Origin of the sequence: Lelliottia sp. 489, from assembly GCF_050435885.1 — a bacterium.
Lineage (GTDB): Bacteria > Pseudomonadota > Gammaproteobacteria > Enterobacterales > Enterobacteriaceae > Enterobacter > Enterobacter nimipressuralis.
Genome location: NZ_JBNDLC010000001.1, coordinates 1,218,397 through 1,239,709, shown reverse-complemented (window position 1 = coordinate 1,239,709; position 21,313 = coordinate 1,218,397). Strand labels below are relative to the sequence as shown.

General features: G+C 54.6%; 19 protein-coding genes. All 19 read left to right on the top strand.

All coding sequences use genetic code 11. The features are described 5' to 3' along the window. The first annotated feature begins 1 nt into the window (after position 1). Entirely contained in the window at positions 2 to 490 is a 489-nt protein-coding gene (gene wcaB, locus ABIE11_RS06180; RefSeq protein ID WP_100780848.1) for a colanic acid biosynthesis acetyltransferase WcaB, read from the top strand. Further along, the gene (gene wcaC / locus ABIE11_RS06175; RefSeq protein ID WP_429184143.1) at positions 487 to 1,704 is read left to right on the top strand and encodes a colanic acid biosynthesis glycosyltransferase WcaC; all 1,218 of its coding nucleotides are present in this window, start codon (positions 487 to 489) and stop codon (positions 1,702 to 1,704) included. The genes wcaB and wcaC overlap by 4 nt, the downstream gene beginning before the upstream one ends. Beyond that, positions 1,679 to 2,899: a colanic acid polymerase WcaD gene (gene wcaD, locus ABIE11_RS06170; protein ID WP_100779610.1), complete on the top strand. Its 1,221-nt coding sequence runs from the start codon at positions 1,679 to 1,681 to the stop codon at positions 2,897 to 2,899. The genes wcaC and wcaD overlap by 26 nt, the downstream gene beginning before the upstream one ends. Before the next feature lie 16 nt (positions 2,900 to 2,915). Then, positions 2,916 to 3,662 (top strand): colanic acid biosynthesis glycosyltransferase WcaE, encoded by a 747-nt coding sequence (wcaE, locus tag ABIE11_RS06165; protein ID WP_100779611.1) that lies wholly within the window; start codon positions 2,916 to 2,918, stop codon positions 3,660 to 3,662. A 15-nt stretch (positions 3,663 to 3,677) separates the two neighbouring features. Continuing rightward, the gene (wcaF, locus tag ABIE11_RS06160; protein WP_102104095.1) at positions 3,678 to 4,226 is read left to right on the top strand and encodes a colanic acid biosynthesis acetyltransferase WcaF; all 549 of its coding nucleotides are present in this window, start codon (positions 3,678 to 3,680) and stop codon (positions 4,224 to 4,226) included. Positions 4,227 to 4,251: 25 nt separating this feature from the next. Then, a complete protein-coding gene (gene gmd / locus ABIE11_RS06155; protein WP_100779613.1) occupies positions 4,252 to 5,373 on the top strand; it encodes a GDP-mannose 4,6-dehydratase in 1,122 nt (373 codons plus the stop codon). Between the two features lie 3 nt (positions 5,374 to 5,376). After that, complete coding sequence (gene fcl / locus ABIE11_RS06150) at positions 5,377 to 6,342, top strand: GDP-L-fucose synthase (protein ID WP_231275898.1); 966 nt, start codon at positions 5,377 to 5,379, stop codon at positions 6,340 to 6,342. A 2-nt stretch (positions 6,343 to 6,344) separates the two neighbouring features. After that, entirely contained in the window at positions 6,345 to 6,824 is a 480-nt protein-coding gene (locus ABIE11_RS06145; RefSeq protein WP_107703266.1) for a GDP-mannose mannosyl hydrolase, read from the top strand. Further along, positions 6,821 to 8,044 (top strand): colanic acid biosynthesis fucosyltransferase WcaI, encoded by a 1,224-nt coding sequence (wcaI, locus tag ABIE11_RS06140; protein ID WP_429184142.1) that lies wholly within the window; start codon positions 6,821 to 6,823, stop codon positions 8,042 to 8,044. The genes ABIE11_RS06145 and wcaI overlap by 4 nt, the downstream gene beginning before the upstream one ends. A gap of 3 nt (positions 8,045 to 8,047) precedes the next feature. After that, the gene (gene cpsB, locus ABIE11_RS06135; RefSeq protein ID WP_429184141.1) at positions 8,048 to 9,484 is read left to right on the top strand and encodes a mannose-1-phosphate guanyltransferase; all 1,437 of its coding nucleotides are present in this window, start codon (positions 8,048 to 8,050) and stop codon (positions 9,482 to 9,484) included. 110 nt (positions 9,485 to 9,594) lie between these two features. Continuing rightward, complete coding sequence (gene cpsG / locus ABIE11_RS06130) at positions 9,595 to 10,965, top strand: colanic acid biosynthesis phosphomannomutase CpsG (RefSeq protein WP_429184140.1); 1,371 nt, start codon at positions 9,595 to 9,597, stop codon at positions 10,963 to 10,965. A gap of 48 nt (positions 10,966 to 11,013) precedes the next feature. Beyond that, positions 11,014 to 12,408 (top strand): undecaprenyl-phosphate glucose phosphotransferase, encoded by a 1,395-nt coding sequence (gene wcaJ, locus ABIE11_RS06125; protein WP_100779619.1) that lies wholly within the window; start codon positions 11,014 to 11,016, stop codon positions 12,406 to 12,408. 32 nt (positions 12,409 to 12,440) lie between these two features. After that, on the top strand, positions 12,441 to 13,919 hold the full coding sequence (gene wzxC, locus ABIE11_RS06120) for a colanic acid undecaprenyl disphosphate flippase WzxC (RefSeq protein WP_420171027.1): 1,479 nt from the start codon (positions 12,441 to 12,443) through the stop codon (positions 13,917 to 13,919). 19 nt (positions 13,920 to 13,938) lie between these two features. Then, the gene (gene wcaK, locus ABIE11_RS06115) at positions 13,939 to 15,219 is read left to right on the top strand and encodes a colanic acid biosynthesis pyruvyl transferase WcaK (protein ID WP_429184139.1); all 1,281 of its coding nucleotides are present in this window, start codon (positions 13,939 to 13,941) and stop codon (positions 15,217 to 15,219) included. Beyond that, a complete protein-coding gene (gene wcaL / locus ABIE11_RS06110) occupies positions 15,216 to 16,436 on the top strand; it encodes a colanic acid biosynthesis glycosyltransferase WcaL (protein ID WP_429184138.1) in 1,221 nt (406 codons plus the stop codon). Before wcaK ends, wcaL begins: the two co-directional genes overlap by 4 nt. 11 nt (positions 16,437 to 16,447) lie before the next feature. Further along, positions 16,448 to 17,839 (top strand): colanic acid biosynthesis protein WcaM, encoded by a 1,392-nt coding sequence (gene wcaM, locus ABIE11_RS06105; protein WP_429184137.1) that lies wholly within the window; start codon positions 16,448 to 16,450, stop codon positions 17,837 to 17,839. 177 nt (positions 17,840 to 18,016) lie between these two features. Further along, the gene (gene galF / locus ABIE11_RS06100; RefSeq protein ID WP_102104084.1) at positions 18,017 to 18,913 is read left to right on the top strand and encodes a GalU regulator GalF; all 897 of its coding nucleotides are present in this window, start codon (positions 18,017 to 18,019) and stop codon (positions 18,911 to 18,913) included. Positions 18,914 to 19,302: 389 nt separating this feature from the next. Beyond that, positions 19,303 to 20,388: a dTDP-glucose 4,6-dehydratase gene (gene rfbB / locus ABIE11_RS06095; RefSeq protein WP_429184136.1), complete on the top strand. Its 1,086-nt coding sequence runs from the start codon at positions 19,303 to 19,305 to the stop codon at positions 20,386 to 20,388. After that, positions 20,388 to 21,287: a dTDP-4-dehydrorhamnose reductase gene (rfbD, locus tag ABIE11_RS06090; protein ID WP_429184135.1), complete on the top strand. Its 900-nt coding sequence runs from the start codon at positions 20,388 to 20,390 to the stop codon at positions 21,285 to 21,287. Before rfbB ends, rfbD begins: the two co-directional genes overlap by 1 nt. Positions 21,288 to 21,313: the final 26 nt, after the last annotated feature.

The following is a 21,313-nucleotide window of genomic DNA, read 5'->3' as shown; positions in this document are numbered from 1 at the left end:
GATTCTGGAAGATTGCCGCGCAAACAGCTGGAGCCTGCGCCCGTGCTGCATGGTTCTGGCGTATCGCATCGCCCATTTCTGCTCCGTCTGGCGCAAGAAGAATGTGCTCAATAACCTGTGGGCAGCGCCGGTTCTGGTGCTGTACCGCATCATCACCGAATGCCTGTTTGGCTATGAAATCCAGGCGGCGGCCACCATCGGACGACGTTTTACCATCCACCACGGCTACGCGATCGTTATCAATAAATTCGTGGTCGCGGGTGATGATTTCACCGTTCGCCACGGCGTCACTATCGGTAACCGTGGCCCGGACAGCCTGGCCTGCCCGGTGATTGGCAACAACGTCGAGCTGGGGGCCAATGTGGTGATGATTGGTGAGATTACCGTTGGCAACAACGTCACCGTTGGCGCGGGGAGCGTGGTGCTGGACAGCATCCCGGATAACGCGCTGGTGGTGGGTGAAAAAGCCCGCGTGAAGGTGTTGAAATGAATATTCTGCAATTTAACGTCCGTCTTGCCGAAGGCGGGGCGGCCGGTGTGGCGCTGGATCTGCATCAGCGTGCGCTGCAAAAAGGGTTCAAGTCCCGCTTTGTGTATGGCTACGGCAAGGGCGGTAAAAAAAGCGTTAGTCATGATAACTATCCGCACGTCCTGAAGCAGACCCCGCGTCTGACATCGGTGGCCAACATCGCGCTGTTTCGTCTGTTCAACCGCGATCTGTTCGGCAATCTGAATAACCTCTACCGCACCGTGACGCGCACTCCTGGCCCGGTGGTTCTGCATTTCCACGTTATGCACAGCTACTGGCTGAAACTCGAAGAGGTGGTTGCTTTTTGTGAAAACGTGCAGGCGCACAAGCCGGACACCACGTTTGTCTGGACCCTGCACGATCACTGGAGCGTTACCGGACGCTGCGCGTTCACCGATGGCTGCGAAGGCTGGAAAACGAACTGCCAGAAATGCCCGACGCTCAGCAACTATCCGCCGGTGAAAGTGGATCGCGCGCACCAGCTGGTGGCAGGAAAACGTCAGCTGTTCCGCGACATGATGGCCCTTGGATGCCACTTTATCTCCCCGAGCCAGCACGTGGCGGATGCCTTTAACAGCCTGTATGGCGTCGGGCGCTGCAAAATTATCAATAACGGCATTGATGTGGCGACCGAAGACATTCTGGCGGAACTCACGCCGGTGGCAGTGACGCCGGGTAAGCCGAAAATTGCGGTGGTTGCGCACGATCTGCGCTACGACGGCAAAACCAATCAACAGCTGGTGCGCGACATGATGGCGCTCGGCGACAAAATTGAGCTGCACACCTTCGGCAAATTCTCGCCGTTTGAAGGGCCGAACGTGATTAATCACGGCTTTGAGACGGATAAACGCAAGCTAATGAGCGCCCTGAACGGTATGGACGCGCTGGTGTTTAGTTCTCGCGTGGACAACTACCCACTGATTTTGTGCGAAGCGCTCTCCATCGGCGTGCCGGTGATCGCCACCCACAGCGACGCCGCGCGCGAAGTGCTGGAGAAATCAGGCGGCAAAACCTTCAGCGAGCACGAGGTGCTGCAGCTGGTGCAACGGCCAAAAGCCGAGATCGCGCAGGCTGTTTTTAACACCAGCCTGGAATCGTTCCGCAACCGCAGCCGCAAGGCTTACAGCGGTGAACAGATGCTGGAGGAGTATGTCTCGTTCTATCAGAATCTGTAGCTACCTGCTGTTGCCGCTGATCTATCTGCTGGTTAACGTCAAAATTGCCCAACTGGGCGAAAGCTTCCCGATCACCATCGTGACTTTCTTACCGCTTTTGTTGCTGCTCTATGTCGACAAAATTAGCGTGAAGAAACTGATGATTGCCCTGGGGCTGGGGTTTGGCTTAACGGCATTTAACTACATCTTTGGTCAGTCGCTGGATGCCAGCAAGTACGTCACCTCCACCATGTTATTTGTCTATATCGTCATTATTATTGGCATGGTGTGGAGTATTCGTTTTAAAACTATTTCGCCGCACAATTATCGGAAAATCCTTAGATTCTTTTATATTGCCGTTGCGTTCATTGTTATGCTTGCTGCGATGGAAATGGCGCAAATTATTTTGACCGGCGGCAGTAGCCTGATGGAGATGATTTCGAAATATCTGATTTACAGTAATAGCTATGTTCTGAACTTCATTAAATTTGGTGGCAAACGCACCACTGCGCTTTATTTTGAACCGGCGTTTTTTGCTCTGGCACTAATCTCAATTTGGCTCAGCATCAAACAGTTTGGTATCAAAACCCCTAAGACCGATGCTATGATTCTTGCAGGGATTGTTCTGTCAGGCTCTTTCTCCGGGGTAATGACATTTATCTTGTTTTACCTGCTGGAGTGGGCCTTTCAGTACCTGAATAAAGACGCGATTAAGAAAAAACTACCCCTGGCTATCATTTCATTAGCCGTATTTTTAGTGGGTATTGTTTTTGCATTCCCCTACATCGCCACGCGTCTCGGTGATTTAGGTACGGAAGGTTCGTCATCATATTATCGTATCATTGGGCCACTGGTGATGGTGGGGTATTCATTAACCCATATTGATGGCGTAGTCAGATTTGGCTCACTTTACGAATATGTTGCATCATTCGGAATCTTTAACGGTGCGGATGTCGGTAAAACCATAGACAATGGGCTGTATCTGTTAATTATTTACTTTTCCTGGTTCGCCGTGCTGTTAACAGCATGGTACCTGTTTAAAGTGTTCAAAATGATGATTAACGCGTTTGGTGATAATCAGAATTTCCGTGTGCAGCTTTATCTTTTTACGCCGGTGTCGCTGTTTTTTACCGGGTCAATATTTAGCCCGGAATATGCATTCTTAATTGTCTGTCCGTTTATTCTGCGCAAAGCGCTTAATATTACGAACGTATGACGAAACGAGGTGGTTTATGTTTCTTAGCGTCATTACAGTCGCTTTTCGCAATCACGAAGGGGTCGTCAAAACCTGGCGCTCGCTGCGCAATCTGGCTCGCGATCCCAGCCTCACGTTTGAATGGATTGTGGTCGACGGCGGCTCTGACGATGGCACTGCGGAGTTTCTGGAAAAACTCAACGGTGAGTTCAACTTACGTTACATCAGCGAGAAAGATAAAGGCATTTACGATGCGATGAATAAAGGCATCGACATGGCGCAAGGGCGCTATGCGATCTTCCTCAATTCCGGTGATGTTTTCCACGACGATGTGGCATTGTTTGCCCGTCAGCTGTCGCGCCAGAAAGAAGAAGCCATGTTTATCGGTGATGCGCTGCTCGATTTCGGCGATGGCACAAAAATTCGTCGTAGCGCCAAAAGCGGCTGGTATATCTACCACAGTTTGCCTGCCAGCCATCAGGCGATTTTCTTCCCGACGGCGGGCCTGAAAAAACATCCGTACGATTTGCAATATAAAGTGTCATCTGATTATGCACTGGCCGCCAGTCTGTATAAATCCGGTTATCCGTTCCGTCGAATTAAAGGGCTGGTATCGGAATTCTCGATGGGTGGTGTGTCAACCTCGAACAATCTGGAATTATGCCAGGATGCTAAAAAAGTCCAGCGCAACATATTGCGCGTACCCGGCTTCTGGGCGGAATTATCCTATTTATTACGTCTGAAAACGACGGGCAAAACGAAAGCCTTATATAACAAAGCCTGAATATAAGGAAAGGTGATGCAGGATCTCAGTGGTTTTACCGTCCCGAAAGGTTTTCGCGGTGGAAATGGAATAAAAGTGCAGCTGTGGTGGGCGGTACAGGCAACATTATTTGCCTGGTCACCGCAGGTGCTGTATCGCTGGCGAGCCTTTTTGCTGCGTTTATTTGGCGCAAAAATTGGCAAAAATGTGGTTATTCGCCCGTCTGTGAAAATTACTTATCCCTGGAAATTAACCCTTGGTGATTATGCCTGGGTGGGTGATGACGCGGTGTTATATACCCTGGGCGATATTACGATTGGCGCCCACTCTGTGGTGTCACAAAAGTGTTATTTGTGCACCGGCAGTCACGATTTTATGAGTCAGCATTTCGATATTAACGCCACGCCTATTGTGATTGGCGAAAAATGCTGGCTGGCGACAGATGTTTTTGTTGCACCTGGTGTGTCTGTTGGCGATGGCACCGTTATTGGCGCCCGCAGCAGCGTTTTTAAATCGCTACCGGCAAATAAGATTTGCCGTGGCAACCCCGCAGTGGTGATACGCGAACGCGTTGAAACTGATTAAATTCGATAAGTAGAGGAATATAAACATGTCTAAAGTCGCTCTCATCACCGGCGTTACCGGGCAGGATGGTTCTTATCTGGCGGAGTTTCTGCTGGAGAAAGGGTATGAAGTTCACGGCATTAAACGCCGCGCTTCTTCTTTCAACACCGAGCGTGTGGACCACATCTATCAGGATCCGCATGCTGCAAACCCGAAATTCCATCTGCACTACGGCGACCTGACCGACAGCTCCAACCTGACCCGTATCCTGCAGGAAGTGCAGCCGGATGAAGTGTACAACCTGGGCGCAATGAGCCACGTGGCTGTCTCCTTCGAATCCCCGGAATACACCGCAGACGTCGATGGCATGGGCACGCTGCGCCTGCTGGAAGCCATCCGCTTCCTGGGTCTGGAAAAGAAAACCCGTTTCTACCAGGCATCCACCTCTGAGCTGTACGGCCTGGTGCAGGAAATCCCACAGAAAGAGACCACGCCGTTCTACCCGCGCTCTCCTTACGCTGTCGCCAAACTCTACGCTTACTGGATCACCGTGAACTACCGCGAATCCTACGGCATGTACGCCTGTAACGGCATTCTGTTCAACCACGAATCCCCACGCCGTGGCGAAACCTTCGTAACCCGTAAAATCACCCGTGCGATCGCTAACATCGCGCAGGGCCTGGAATCCTGCCTGCACCTCGGCAACATGGACTCCCTGCGTGACTGGGGCCATGCGAAAGACTACGTGAAAATGCAGTGGATGATGCTGCAGCAGGACAAACCGGAAGATTTCGTGATTGCCACCGGCGTGCAGTACTCCGTGCGTCAGTTCGTTGAAATGGCAGCCGCACAGCTCGGTATCAAACTGCGCTTTGAAGGCACCGGCGTTGAAGAGCGTGGTGTGGTGGTTTCTGTGACCGGTCACGATGCACCGGGCGTGAAACCGGGCGACGTGATTGTTCAGGTTGACCCGCGTTACTTCCGTCCTGCTGAAGTGGAAACCCTGCTCGGCGACCCAACCAAAGCGCACGAAAAACTGGGCTGGAAACCGGAAATCACTCTGCAGGAGATGGTCTCTGAAATGGTTGCCCACGATCTCGAAGCAGCGAAAAAACACTCCCTGCTGAAGTCCCATGGCTACGAGGTTGCCATCGCGCTGGAGTCCTGAGTCATGACCAAACAACGTATTTTTGTCGCCGGTCATCGTGGAATGGTGGGATCGGCCATCGTTCGCCAGCTGGAACAGCGCGGCGATGCAGAGCTGATTCTTCGCACCCGCGACGAGCTGAACCTGCTGGACAGCCAGGCGGTGCAGCAGTTCTTTGCTAACGAACGCATTGACCAGGTGTATCTGGCGGCGGCGAAAGTGGGCGGCATTGTCGCCAACAACAGCTACCCGGCGGATTTCATCTACGAAAACATGATGATCGAGAGCAACATCATTCACGCGGCGCATCTGCACAACGTGAATAAGCTGCTGTTCCTCGGCTCATCCTGTATCTACCCGAAGCTGGCCAAACAGCCGATCGCTGAGAGCGAGCTGCTGCAGGGCACGCTGGAAGCGACGAACGAGCCGTATGCCATCGCCAAGATTGCCGGGATCAAACTGTGCGAGTCCTATAACCGCCAGTACGGTCGCGACTATCGCTCGGTGATGCCGACCAATCTGTACGGCCCGCACGATAATTTCCACCCGAGTAACTCGCACGTGATCCCGGCGCTGCTGCGCCGCTTCCACGAAGCGACTGCCGCCAACACGCCTGATGTGGTGGTGTGGGGCAGCGGGACGCCGATGCGCGAATTCCTGCATGTGGATGACATGGCTGCCGCCAGCATTCACGTGATGGAACTGGATCGCGAGGTGTGGGCTGAAAACACCCAGCCGATGCTGTCGCACATCAACGTTGGCACCGGCGTGGATTGCACCATTCGCGAACTGGCGCAGACCATTGCCCAGGTGGTGGGCTACAAAGGCCGCGTGGTGTTCGACGCCACTAAGCCCGACGGCACACCGCGTAAATTGCTGGACGTGACGCGTCTGCACCAGCTCGGCTGGTATCACGAAGTGTCGCTCGAACAGGGACTGGCCAGTACGTACCAGTGGTTCCTGGAAAACCAGCATCGCTTCCGGGGGTAATCATGTTTTTAAGTCAGGAAGATTTTGCCACGGTAGTCCGCTCCACTCCGCTGATCTCCATCGATTTGATCGTGGAGAACGAACGCGGTGAGTTTCTGCTCGGTAAACGCACCAATCGCCCGGCACAAGGGTTCTGGTTTGTTCCGGGAGGACGCGTGCAAAAGGATGAGACGTTAGACACTGCGTTTGAACGTCTCACCCTGGCGGAGCTGGGGCTGCGTCTGCCGATGGCGGCAGGCCAGTTTTACGGGGTTTGGCAGCACTTCTATGACGATAACTTTTCCGGCACCGGTTTTAGCACCCATTACGTGGTGCTCGGTTTTCGCCTGAAGGTGAGTGAGGCAGACCTGCGTCTGCCTGATTCTCAGCACGACGATTACCGCTGGCTGGAACAGGCCGCGCTGCTGGCCAGTGACAACGTTCACGACAACAGTCGCGCCTACTTCCTGGCGGAACGTCAGGCTGAGGTGCCGGGACTATGAAGATTTTGGTCTACGGCATCAACTACTCGCCGGAGCTAACCGGTATCGGTAAGTACACCGGTGAGATGGTCGAATGGATGACCCGTCAGGGTCATGAGGTGCGGGTCATTACGGCCCCGCCTTACTACCCGGAATGGAAAGTTGGCGAGCGCTACTCCAGCTGGCGCTATCGCCGCGAGCAGGGTGATGCGACCGTCTGGCGCTGCCCGCTGTATGTGCCGAAACAGCCCTCGACGCTAAAACGCCTGCTGCATTTGGGAAGCTTTGCTCTGAGCAGTTTCTTCCCGCTGATGGCCCAGCGTCGCTGGAAGCCGGACCGCATTATTGGCGTGGTGCCGACGCTGTTTTGCACGCCAGGCATGCGCCTGCTGGGCAAACTCTCTGGCGCACGCACTCTGCTGCACATTCAGGATTATGAAGTCGACGCCATGCTCGGCCTCGGTATGGCCGGGAAAGGCAAAGGCGGGAAAGTCGCGAAACTGGCCAGCGCCTTTGAGCGCAGCGGCCTGCATAACGTCGATTACGTCTCAACCATCTCGCGCTCGATGATGAACAAAGCGCAGGAGAAGGGCGTCCCGGCGCAGAAAGTGATCTTTTTCCCGAACTGGTCCGAAGTGGCGCGTTTTCGCGATGTAACAGAGAGCGATGCGCTGGCGTTACGTTCCCAGCTCGGTCTGCCTTCTGATCAAAAAATCATTCTTTACTCAGGCAACATCGGGGAAAAACAGGGGCTGGAGAGCGTTATCGACGCCGCGCAGCAGCTTCGCAATCACCCGTGGATGTTTGTGATTGTCGGGCAGGGCGGTGGCAAAGCCCGGCTTGAGAAAATGGTCAGCGAACGCGGCCTGAACAACGTGAAGTTTTTCCCGCTTCAGTCTTATGAGGCGCTGCCAGCCCTGCTGAAGATGGGCGACTGCCACCTGGTCGTGCAAAAGCGCGGCGCCGCAGATGCGGTTCTGCCCTCCAAGCTGACCAATATTTTGGCCGTCGGCGGCAATGCGGTGATCACCGCCGAGCCGGAGACCGAGTTAGGCCAGCTGTGCGACAGCTATCCGGGGATCGCCGTTTGCGTTGAGCCGGAGTCGGTAACGGCGCTGGTCGCCGGAATTGAACAGGCTCTCGCCATGCCAAAAGAGAACACGGTGGCACGTGATTATGCCGAACGCACGCTCGAAAAAGAGAACGTGCTTAGCCAATTTATTGCAGATATACGGGGATGAATAATGAGTCAGAATAAATTGTACCCGGTCGTGATGGCGGGTGGCTCCGGTAGTCGGTTGTGGCCGCTGTCCCGCGTGCTCTATCCCAAGCAGTTCCTCTGCCTGAAAGGGGAACTCACCATGCTGCAAACGACGGTTTCTCGTCTGAACGGCGTGGAGTGCGAAAGTCCGGTGGTGATTTGCAACGAGCAGCACCGCTTTATTGTCGCCGAACAGCTGCGTCAGCTGAACAAGCTGACGGAGAACATCATTCTGGAACCGGCAGGCCGTAATACCGCCCCGGCGATCGCCCTGGCGGCACTGGCCGCGCGACGCAGCAGCCACGATTGCGATCCGCTGATGCTGGTGCTGGCGGCTGACCATGTGATTCAGCAGGAAGACGCCTTCCGTAACGCGGTGCGCGCCGCGATTCCTTACGCCGAAAGCGGCAAACTGGTGACCTTCGGCATCGTGCCGGATCTCCCGGAAACCGGCTACGGCTATATCCGTCGCGGCGATGTAACAACCGGAGAAGGCGACAGCGTGGCCTTTAACGTGGCGCAGTTTGTCGAAAAACCGAATCTGGAAACCGCTCAGGCCTATGTCGGCAGCGGCGAATACTACTGGAACAGCGGGATGTTCCTGTTCCGCGCCGGGCGTTATCTGGAAGAGCTGGAAAAATATCGCCCGGATATTCTCCGCGCCTGCGAAAAAGCGATGGCGGTGGTAGACCCGGATCTCGACTTTATCCGCGTGGATGAAGCGGCGTTCCTCGCCTGTCCGGAAGAGTCCGTGGATTACGCGGTAATGGAACGCACGGCGGACGCGGTGGTGGTGCCGATGGATGCGGGCTGGAGCGATGTCGGCTCCTGGTCCTCTCTGTGGGAAATCAGCGCCCATACGGCGGAAGGCAACGTCCATCATGGCGATGTTATCAGCCATAAAACCGAAAACAGCTATGTCTATGCGGAATCCGGCCTGGTCACCACGGTTGGCGTCAAAGATCTGGTGGTTGTACAGACTAAAGACGCGGTGCTGATTGCCGACCGTAACTCCGTCCAGGACGTCAAAAAAGTCGTTGAGCAGATTAAAGCCGATGGCCGTCATGAGCATCATATTCACCGCGAAGTGTACCGTCCGTGGGGCAAATATGACTCCATCGACGCGGGCGATCGCTATCAGGTGAAGCGCATTACCGTGAAACCGGGCGAGGGGCTTTCTGTGCAGATGCATCATCATCGCGCCGAACACTGGGTGGTGGTCGCGGGGACAGCGAAAGTCACCATTGATGGCGAGATCAAACTGCTTGGCGAAAACGAATCTATCTATATTCCGCTGGGCGCGACGCACTGTCTGGAAAACCCAGGAAAAATTCCTCTCGATCTGATCGAAGTGCGATCCGGCTCCTATCTGGAAGAGGACGATATTGTCCGGTTCCAGGATCGGTACGGGCGGGTTTAGCACCGGTTAACAATGCCCGGTGGCAATGCGCCATCCGGCAAATAACGACAACGATAATTTTTGGCCACTTTCTGGTCAGGGCCGACTGTTGCCTGAAGAAGGGTAAAAACATGAATAAGTTAACCTGTTTCAAAGCCTACGATATTCGCGGAAAATTGGGTGAAGAGCTGAATGAAGATATCGCGTGGCGCATTGGCCGCGCGTACGGCGAATACCTGAAACCGAAAACCATTGTGCTCGGCGGCGATGTGCGTCTCACCAGTGAAGCGCTGAAACTGGCGCTGGCGAAGGGGCTGCAGGACGCCGGTGTGGATGTGCTTGATATCGGCCTGTCCGGCACCGAAGAGATCTATTTCGCCACTTTCCACCTGGGCGTGGACGGCGGCATCGAAGTCACGGCCAGCCATAATCCGATGGATTACAACGGCATGAAGCTGGTGCGCGAAGGCGCGCGTCCGATCAGCGGCGACACCGGGCTTCGCGACGTGCAGCGTCTGGCGGAAGCCAACGACTTCCCGCCGGTGAACGAGGCCGCGCGCGGCAGCTATCAGCAGATTGATCTGCGCAACGCGTATATCGACCATCTGCTGGGGTATATCAACGTGGCAAACTTCAAGCCGCTGAAGCTGGTGATTAACTCCGGCAACGGCGCGGCGGGTCCGGTGGTGGACGCCCTTGAAGCCCGCTTTAAGGCGCTGAACGTGCCGGTCACCTTTGTGAAAGTCCACAACACCCCGGATGGCAACTTCCCGAACGGGATCCCGAACCCGCTGCTGCCAGAGTGCCGCGACGATACCCGCAACGCGGTAATCGAGCACGGCGCGGATATGGGGATTGCCTTTGACGGTGATTTCGACCGCTGCTTCCTGTTCGATGAAAAAGGCCAGTTTATCGAGGGCTATTACATTGTCGGCCTGCTGGCTGAAGCCTTCCTTGAGAAAAACCCGGGGGCGAAAATCATTCATGACCCGCGTCTCTCCTGGAACACCGTCGATGTGGTCAGCGCTGCGGGCGGCACGCCGGTGATGTCGAAGACCGGTCATGCGTTCATTAAAGAGCGCATGCGCGAAGAAGATGCCATCTACGGCGGCGAGATGAGCGCCCATCACTACTTCCGTGATTTTGCCTACTGCGACAGCGGGATGATCCCGTGGCTGCTGGTGACCGAGCTGCTGTGCCTGAAGGGGCAAACCCTGGGCGAACTGGTGCGCGACCGCATGGCGGCGTTCCCGGCGAGCGGCGAAATCAACAGCAAGCTGGAACAGCCAGCCGAGTCTATCGCCCGCGTCGAGCAGCATTTTGCCCTGCACGCCCTCGAAATCGATCGTACGGACGGGATCAGCATGTCGTTCCCGCAGTGGCGCTTTAATTTGCGCTCGTCGAACACCGAGCCGGTGGTACGCCTGAACGTGGAGTCGCGTGCCGACGTTCCGCTGATGGAGGCACGAACGCAGGACATTCTGGCGCTGTTGAAACAGTGATCATTGCCCTCTCCCGATGGGAGAGGGAACCCGATAACAGGAACAACGATGACAAATCTAAAAAAGCGCGAGCGAGCCAAAACGAATGCATCGTTAATCTCTATGGTGCAGCGTTTTTCTGATATCACCATCATGTTCGGTGGGCTGTGGGTGGTGTGTCAGCTAAGCGACCTGTCGTTTTTATACATGCATCTGTTGATGGCGCTGCTGGCGCTGGTGGTCTTTCAGATGATCGGCGGGATGACCGATTTTTATCGCTCTTACCGTGGCGTCAAAATCACCACCGAGCTGATGTTACTTCTGCAAAACTGGACCTTAAGCCTGATTTTCAGCGCCGGGCTGGTGGCATTCAGCAGCGACTTTGATAACAGCCTGAAAACCTATCTTTGCTGGTACGCGTTAACCAGCGTCGGGATGGTGGTCTGCCGTTCCCTGATCCGCTTTATCGCAGGCTGGCTGCGTAACCGCGGCTATAACAAGCGTTACGTGGCGGTGGCCGGGGATCTGCCAGTGGGGCAGGCGCTGCTGGACAGTTTTCGCAAAGAGCCTTGGCTGGGCTTCGACGTGGTGGGGGTGTATCACGATGCCAAACCGGGCGGCGTGACGTCGGACTGGGCGGGTAACTACGACCAGCTGATCGAAGATGCGCGCGCGGGCAAAATTCACAACGTCTATCTCGCCCTCAAAATGAGCGAAGAGTCCTGTATCAAACACCTGATGCGTGAGCTGGCCGACACCACCTGCTCGGTGATCCTGATCCCTGACGTGTTTACCTTCAACATTCTGCACTCGCGTATTGAAGAAGTGAACGGCGTGCCGGTGGTACCGCTGTATGACACGCCGCTCTCCGGGATCAACCGTCTGCTCAAGCGCGCAGAAGATATCGTGCTCTCCTCTTTGATTTTGCTGCTGATCTCCCCGGTGCTGTGCGGCATTGCGCTGGCGGTCAAAATCACCTCGCCAGGCCCGGTGATCTTCCGCCAGACCCGCTACGGGATGGACGGCAAGCCGATCATGGTGTGGAAATTCCGCTCGATGAAGGTGATGGAAAACGACAGGGTCGTGACTCAGGCCACGCAGAACGATCCGCGCGTCACCCGCGTGGGCAACTTCCTGCGCCGCACGTCCCTCGACGAACTGCCGCAGTTTATCAACGTGCTGACCGGCGGAATGTCGATTGTCGGGCCACGTCCGCATGCGGTGGCGCATAACGAGCAGTACCGTGCGCTGATCGAGGGCTACATGCTGCGTCACAAAGTGAAGCCAGGCATTACCGGCTGGGCGCAAATCAACGGCTGGCGCGGCGAAACCGACACGCTGGAAAAAATGGAAAAACGCATTGAGTTCGATCTGGAATACATCCGCGAGTGGAGCGTCTGGTTCGATATCAAAATCGTGTTTCTGACCATCTTTAAGGGCTTTGTCAATAAAGCCGCGTACTAAGTGCCTGATGGAACAGGCTTAAAGGAGTGGTCATGAGTTTACGTGAAAAAACCATCAGCGGGGCCAAGTGGTCGGCGATGGCCACCATCATCATCATCGGCCTCGGGCTGGTGCAGATGACGGTGCTGGCGCGGATTATTGATAATCACCAGTTCGGCCTGCTGACGGTCTCGCTGGTGATTATCGCGCTGGCGGATACCCTGTCGGACTTCGGCATTGCCAACTCGATTATTCAGCGCAAAGAGATCAGTCATCTTGAACTCACGACCCTTTACTGGCTGAACGTCGGGCTGGGGATTGCGGTGTTTGTGGCGGTGTTTCTGCTGAGTGACGTTATCGGCGATGTGCTGAATAACCCGGATCTCGCGCCGCTTATCCGCACCTTGTCGTTTGCCTTTGTGGTGATCCCGCACGGTCAGCAGTTCCGCGCGCTGATGCAAAAAGAGCTGGAGTTCAACAAGATCGGCATGATCGAGACTACCTCGGTGCTGGCAGGTTTTACCTTCACCGTGGTCAGCGCCCATTTCTGGCCGCTGGCGATGACGGCGATCCTCGGGTATCTGGTCAATACGGCGGTGCGTACGTTGCTGTTCGGCTTCTTTGGCCGAAAGATTTACCGTCCCGGTTTTCACTTTTCGCTGGCGTCTGTCTCCTCCAATCTGCGTTTCGGCGCGTGGCTGACTGCCGACAGCATTATCAACTACGTGAATACCAATCTCTCCACGCTGGTGCTGGCACGTATTCTCGGTGCCAGCGTCGCGGGTGGCTATAACCTGGCGTACAACGTGGCGGTTGTTCCGCCGATGAAACTCAATCCGATCATTACTCGCGTGCTGTTTCCGGCGTTTGCCAAAATTCAGGACGACACGGACAAGCTGCGTGTGAACTTCTACAAGCTGCTGTCGGTGGTGGGGATTATTAACTTCCCAGCGCTGCTCGGGCTGATGGTGGTCTCCAATAATTTTGTTCCGCTGGTGTTTGGCGAGAAGTGGAGCGGGATTATCCCGATCCTGCAGCTGTTGTGCGTGGTGGGCCTGCTGCGTTCTGTCGGTAACCCGATTGGTTCCCTGCTGATGGCCAAAGCGCGCGTCGATATCAGCTTCAAATTCAACGTCTTTAAAACGTTCCTGTTTATTCCGGCGATTATCGTCGGTGGGCACATGGCGGGCGCGATTGGCGTAACGCTTGGCTTCCTGCTGGTGCAGATAATCAACACCGTGCTGAGCTACTTCGTGATGATTAAACCGGTGCTTGGCTCCAGCTATCGCCAGTACATCCTGAGCCTGTGGCTGCCGTTTTATCTGTCGCTGCCGACGCTGGCTGTGAGCTACGGATTAGGATTTGTACTCAACGGACATCTGCCGCTGGGCGCGTTGCTGGCGGTACAGATCGCCGCAGGTGCGCTGGCGTTTGTGGTGATGATTGTGCTGTCCCGTAATGCGCTGGTGGTTGAGATGAAGCGCCAGTTTTGTCGCAGCGAAAAAATGAAAACATTGCTTCGTGCAGGCTGATTTTTTTTAAGAGGTCATTATGAAATTACTGATTCTGGGCAACCATACCTGCGGCAACCGTGGCGACAGCGCCATTCTGCGCGGCCTGCTGGATGCCATTAACACACTCGAGCCTGAGACAGAAGTGGATGTGATGAGCCGCTATCCGGTGAGCTCGTCGTGGTTACTCAACCGCCCGGTGATGGGCGATCCGCTCTACAGCCAGATGAAACAGCACAACACCGCCGCAGGCGTTGTGGGCCGCGTGAAAAAAGTGCTGCGTCGCCGTTATCAGCATCAGGTGTTGCTGTCGCGTGTCACCGACACCGGCAAGCTGCGCAACATTGCTATCGCCCAGGGTTTTACCGATTTTGTGCGCCTGCTGTCGGGCTATGACGCCATTATTCAGGTTGGCGGGTCGTTCTTTGTCGATCTCTACGGCGTGCCGCAGTTCGAGCATGCGCTCTGCACCTTTATGGCGAAAAAGCCGCTGTTTATGATTGGCCACAGCGTCGGGCCATTCCAGGACCCGCAGTTTAACCAGCTGGCGAACTATGTGTTTGGCCACTGCGATGCGCTGATCCTGCGTGAATCCGTGAGTCTGGATCTGATGAAGCGCAGTGAAATTGATACCTCGAAAGTTGAGCACGGGGTGGATACGGCCTGGCTGGTGGATCATCAGAACGATAACTTTGAGGCCAGCTATGCGGTTCAGCACTGGCTGAACATGGCGGCGAAACAGAAAACCGTGGCTATTACCCTGCGTGAACTGGCGCCGTTCGATAAGCGTCTGGGCACCACTCAGGCGGCTTACGAGCAGGCGTTCGCCGACGTGGTGAACCGCGTGCTCGACAGCGGCTATCAGGTGCTGGCGCTTTCCACCTGTACGGGCATCGACAGCTACAACAAAGATGACCGGATGGTGGCGCTGAACCTGCGCAACCTCGTGAACGATCCGTCGCGCTACCACGTGGTGATGGATGAGCTTAACGATCTGGAGATGGGCAAGCTGCTTTCGGCCTGCGACCTGACGGTGGGCACGCGCCTGCACTCAGCGATCATCTCCATGAACTTTGGCACGCCAGCTATCGCCATCAACTATGAACACAAATCGGCGGGCATTATGCAGCAGCTGGGCATGCCGGAGATGGCGGTGGATATTCGCCATCTGCTGGACGGTTCCCTGGGCGCGATGGTGGGCGATACGCTCGGCCAGCTTCCGGCAATTAATGAACGTCTGGCGCACGCGGTGAAAGCCGAGCGGGAAAACGGGATTAGTATGGTCAAATCCGTCCTCGATCGCATCGGGGAGGGCAAATGAAGGTTGGTTTCTTCTTGCTGAAATTCCCGCTCTCGTCGGAGACCTTTGTGCTGAACCAAATCACCGCGTTTATCGATATGGGACATGACGTGGAGATTGTCGCCCTGCAAAAGGGCGATACGCAGAATACCCATGCGGCCTGGACGCAGTATGATCTTGCGGCGAAAACCCGCTGGCTGCAGGATGAGCCACAGGGCCGCCTGGCGAAGCTGCGCTACCGTGCAGGCCAGACGTTGCGCGGGCTGCATCGCACATCAACCTGGCGGGCGCTCAACGTTTCCCGCTACGGCGCTGAAGCGCGCAACCTGATCCTCTCCTCGATTCGCGGGCAAACGGCCCGTCCATTTCGCGCTGATGTGTTTATAGCCCACTTTGGCCCGGCAGGCGTGACGGCAGCAAAACTGCGCGAGCTGGGGGTGATTGACGGCAAAATCGCGACCATTTTCCACGGGATCGACATCTCCAGCCATGAGGTGTTGAACCATTACACCGGTGAATATCAGCAGCTGTTTCGTCGCGGCGACATGATGCTGCCGATCAGCGAACTCTGGGCCGGACGGCTGAAAAACATGGGCTGTCCGTCCGATAAAATCACCGTGTCGCGGATGGGCGTGAACATGGAGCGCTTTACCCAGCGCCCGGTGAAAGTGCCGGGTAAACCGCTGCAAATTATCTCTGTGGCGCGTCTCACCGAGAAAAAAGGGCTGCACGTGGCGATTGAAGCCTGCCGTCAGCTCAGGGCGCGTGGGGTGGATTTTCACTATCGCATTCTCGGGATTGGCCCGTGGGAGCGCCGCCTGCGCACGTTGATCGAGCAATACCAGCTGGAAGGTTTTGTTGAGATGCCGGGCTTTAAGCCGAGTCATGAAGTCAAAGCCATGCTCGACGACGCCGATGTGTTCCTGCTGCCGTCCGTGACTGGCGCAGATGGCGATATGGAGGGAATTCCTGTGGCCTTGATGGAGGCGATGGCGGTGGGTATTCCGGTGGTCTCCACCGTGCACAGCGGCATCCCGGAGCTGATCGAGCCTGGCCATTCCGGCTGGCTGGTGCCGGAAAATAACGCGGTCGCGCTTGCCGACAGGCTGGCCGCGTTCAGCGATATCGACCAGCAGGAGCTGGCGCCCGTGCTGCATAACGCGCGGCAAAAAGTCGAAACCGAATTTAATCAGCAGGTAATAAATCGTCAGTTAGCGAGCCTGTTACAAACGCTATAAGCCGAGGTGGTATGCTGAAAAAAATAACCCGACGCAACTTTGTGACCGCCTGCTCGCTGCTGGTCGCGACGCCGTTGCTCACGACACGTCTCGCACGCGCGGCGGGCAGCGGCACGGTCGATATCAGCCAGTACAATCGCAAGGACTGGATCGCTGCTTTTAAGCAGGCTTTTGTCGACGGCGATACGGTGGTGGTTCCGGTGGGACTCACCTGCGAGAACATCAACACCGGGATATTTATCCCCGATGGTAAAACCCTGCTGATTCGCGGGGCGCTCACCGGCAACGGGCGCGGGCGCTTTGTGTTACAGGAAGGCAGCAAAGTGATCGGCGAAGGGAAGGGCCGCACGGAAAACATCACCCTGGATGTGCGCGGCTCTGACTGCGTGATCCAGGGGCTGGCAATGAGCGGCTTTGGCCCGGTGACGCAGATTTACATCGGCGGTAAAAAACCGCGGGTGATGCGGAATTTGCTGATCGATAACATCAGCGTGTCGCAGGCCAACTACGCCATTCTGCGTCAGGGATTCCATAATCAGGTCGATGGCGCGCGGATCACGAACAGCCGTTTCAGCCATTTGCAGGGCGATGCGATCGAATGGAACGTCGCCATTAACGACCGCAATATCCTGATCTCCGACCATGTGATCGACAATATCAACTGTACCAACGGCAAGATTAACTGGGGCATCGGCATTGGCCTCGCCGGGAGTACCTACGATAACGACTACCCGGAAAAGCAGACCGTGAAGAACTTTGTGGTGGCGAACATTACGGGCAGTAACTGTCGGCAACTGGTGCATGTGGAAAACGGTAAGCACTTTATTATTCGTAATGTGAAAGCCAAAAACATCACCCCGGATTTCAGTAAAAAAGCCGGGATTGATAACGCCACGGTGGCGATTTATGGCTGCGATAACTTTGTCATCGATAATGTTGATATGGTCAACAGCGCCGGGATGCTGATCGGTTACGGGGTGGTTAAGGGCGATTACCTGTCGATTCCGCAAAACTTCAGACTCAACAATATCCGCCTGGATAATCGACAGCTGGCGTACAAATTGCGCGGCATACAGATTTCATCGGGCAACGCGACCTCGTTTGTCGCCATCACCAACGTGGAGATGCAGCGCGCGACGCTTGAGTTGCACAACAAACCGCAGCACCTGTTTTTACGCAACATAAACGTGATGCAGCAGGCGACAGTCGGGCCCGCGCTGAAGATGAATTTTGACCTGCGCAAAGACGTGCGCGGCAAGTTTATGGCGAAAGATGAAACCTTGCTCTCACTGGCGAATATCCATGCGGTGAATGAAAAAGGGCAGAGTTCGGTGGATATCGACCGGGTGGATCAGCAGGTGGTGAATGTGGAGAGGCTGAACTTCAAACTGCCCCACAGATAGAGTCTGCGTCAGCCATTTTGCGATTATTCTGTGTCAAAACTGTGACGTATTCGGACAACAACTACTGTAATTTGTGGGTCTAAAGCGTACCATCAAGTCCTGAATTACCGTAAAACATGCTGGCGAAAACGGGTTTAACAGCTATAATTCGGCAACCATTTTAAGGTGGAAGAAATAATGATTAATTTGAAAGCAGTCATTCCGGTAGCGGGCTTGGGCATGCATATGCTGCCAGCCACAAAAGCGATTCCTAAAGAGATGCTGCCGATCGTTGACAAGCCGATGATTCAGTACATCGTCGACGAGATTGTTGCTGCAGGGATCAAAGAAATCGTTCTGGTGACTCACTCTTCCAAGAATGCGGTAGAGAACCACTTCGACACCTCTTATGAACTCGAAGCGCTGCTTGAGCAGCGCGTTAAGCGTCAGCTTCTGGCCGAAGTGCAGTCTATCTGCCCGCCAGGGGTGACCATCATGAACGTGCGCCAGGCACAGCCGCTGGGTCTTGGGCATTCCATTCTCTGCGCGCGTCCGGTTGTCGGTGACAACCCGTTTATCGTGGTGTTGCCAGACATCATTCTGGACAATGCTTCAGCCGATCCGCTGCGCTATAACCTCGCCGCTATGGTGGCGCGTTTCAATGAAACGGGCCGTAGCCAGGTGCTGGCGAAACGCATGAAAGGCGATCTGTCTGAGTACTCTGTGATTAAAACCAAAGAGCCGCTGGATTCAGAAGGGCAGGTGAGCCGTATTGTTGAATTCATCGAAAAACCCGATCAGCCGCAGACACTGGCTTCTGACCTGATGGCGGTGGGCCGCTACGTGCTGAACGCTGATATCTGGGCCGAGCTGGAAAAAACGGAACCCGGTGCCTGGGACCGTATTCAGCTGACGGATGCCATTGCAGAACTGGCGAAAAAACAGTCGGTGGATGCAATGCTGATGACCGGTGACAGCTACGACTGCGGTAAGAAAATGGGCTATATGCAGGCGTTTGTGAACTATGGACTGCGCAACCTGAAGGAAGGGGCGAAGTTCCGTAAGAGCATTGAGAAACTGCTGACGAGCGAGTGATTCTACAGGCCTCGTAAGCGCGCAGCACGAAAGTAGCGGCAACCGATCATTCTGAGTGAAGGCAAATCCTCAAGAATGCTCGTTGCCGTTTTTTGTTTTTAAAGTTCTCACATTACAATAAGTTAGCTGTTGTTTTTTTGGGCGACTTGATAAGGATTTCTACTTGTTTCTGTCGTCGATAAGGACGACAATTAACAGACTTCTATGGTTGTCCAGTTACGCCTAACGTCCGAAAAATGACCATAAGTGAACACATCTTGCGAATGTACTCAGTGCACTGGTAGCTGTTAAGCCAGGGGCGGTAGCGTGCATATTTTCTGTTTTCGCTCATATTATTCTGAATTCAGAACATCAATATCCCGATATATTCAATCAACGGAATAGCTAACGTGAAAATTCTTGTTACTGGCGGTGCTGGTTTTATTGGCTCTGCAGTTGTGCGGCATATTATTAAAAATACCCAGGATGAAGTGGTTAACGTTGATAAGTTGACCTATGCCGGTAACCTGGAATCACTTGCAGAAGTGAGTGACAGCAAGCGTTACGCATTTGAGCAGGCAGACATCTGCGATAAAGCGGCGATGGAGCGCATTTTTGCTGCGCACAAACCTGATGCTGTCATGCATTTGGCTGCTGAAAGCCACGTGGATCGTTCCATTACGGGGCCTGCGGCATTTATCGAAACCAATATAGTCGGGACTTATGTACTGCTGGAAGCCGCGCGCGCATACTGGTCTGCGTTGAATGAAGATGTAAAAGCCGCATTCCGCTTCCATCATATTTCGACTGACGAAGTGTATGGCGATCTGCCCCATCCTGATGATCACCCGGCTTCAACCGAGCTGCCGCTGTTCACTGAAACAACGGCTTATGCGCCGAGCAGCCCGTATTCCGCGTCCAAAGCGTCAAGCGATCATCTGGTTCGCGCATGGCTGCGTACTTATGGTTTCCCAACCATTGTGACTAACTGTTCTAACAACTACGGTCCCTATCATTTCCCGGAAAAACTGATCCCGCTGGTTATCCTCAACGCTCTGGACGGTAAAGCATTGCCGATTTATGGCAAAGGCGATCAGATTCGTGACTGGCTATATGTTGAAGATCATGCCCGTGCTCTCTATACCGTAGCCACTCAAGGTAAGCCGGGTGAGACGTACAACATTGGCGGCCATAACGAGAAACAAAACCTTGATGTGGTTCATACCATCTGCGATCTGTTGGATGAAATCGTACCGAAAGACGGCTCCTATCGCGATCAGATCACTTATGTGACCGACCGTCCGGGACACGACCGCCGCTATGCAATCGATGCACATAAAATTGGTCAAGAACTGGGCTGGCAACCGCAAGAGACGTTTGAGAGCGGGATCCGCAAAACAGTTGAGTGGTATCTCAGCAATCAGGATTGGGTGAATAACGTTAAAAGTGGCGCTTATAAAACCTGGATTGAGCAGAATTATGGAGAGCGCCAGTAATGAACATTCTCCTGTTTGGTAAAACAGGGCAGGTGGGTTGGGAATTACAGCGCGCCCTCGCTCCCCTAGGCAATCTCATCGCCCTGGATGTCCAGTCCAAAGACTATTGCGGTGACTTTAGCAACCCTGAAGGTATTGCCGAGACGGTGCGTGCGATTAAGCCTAATGTGATCGTCAACGCAGCCGCACATACCGCGGTGGACAAGGCCGAATCCGAGCGAGATTTCGCTGAGCTACTGAATGCAACAAGTGTTGAAGCGATTGCAAAAGAAGCTGCCAAGATTGGTGCCTGGGTTGTTCACTACTCCACCGATTACGTCTTTCCAGGCGACGGCGAGACGCCCTGGCAGGAAACCGATGCAACGGAACCGCTGAACGTTTATGGTCAGACTAAACTCAACGGCGAAAATGCGCTGCAGGCGAATTGTGCTAAGCATCTGATTTTCCGCACCAGCTGGGTATACGCCGGTAAAGGGAACAACTTTGCTAAAACGATGCTGCGCCTGGCAAAAGAGCGGACTGAGCTATCAGTGATCAACGATCAGATTGGCGCCCCTACGGGAGCTGAGCTGTTAGCTGATTGTACCGCGCACGCTATTCGTGTGGCGCTGGCAAAACCCGAAGTGGCGGGGCTATATCACCTTGTGGCATCAAATACCACCACCTGGTACGACTACGCCGCACTGGTGTTGGAACAAGCTCGAGAAGCGGGTATTGAATTGGCAATCGAAAAATTGAATGCCGTTCCGACATCAGCGTATCCGACTCCGGCAAAACGACCGCAAAATTCACGCCTGAACACCGAAAAGTTCCAACGGAACTTTGATCTGGTATTGCCGTCCTGGGATATTGGCGTGAAACGTATGCTCGCTGAGCTATTTACCGCTCAATCTATTTAATTATTTTAAATGCCCTTTAGAGGGCA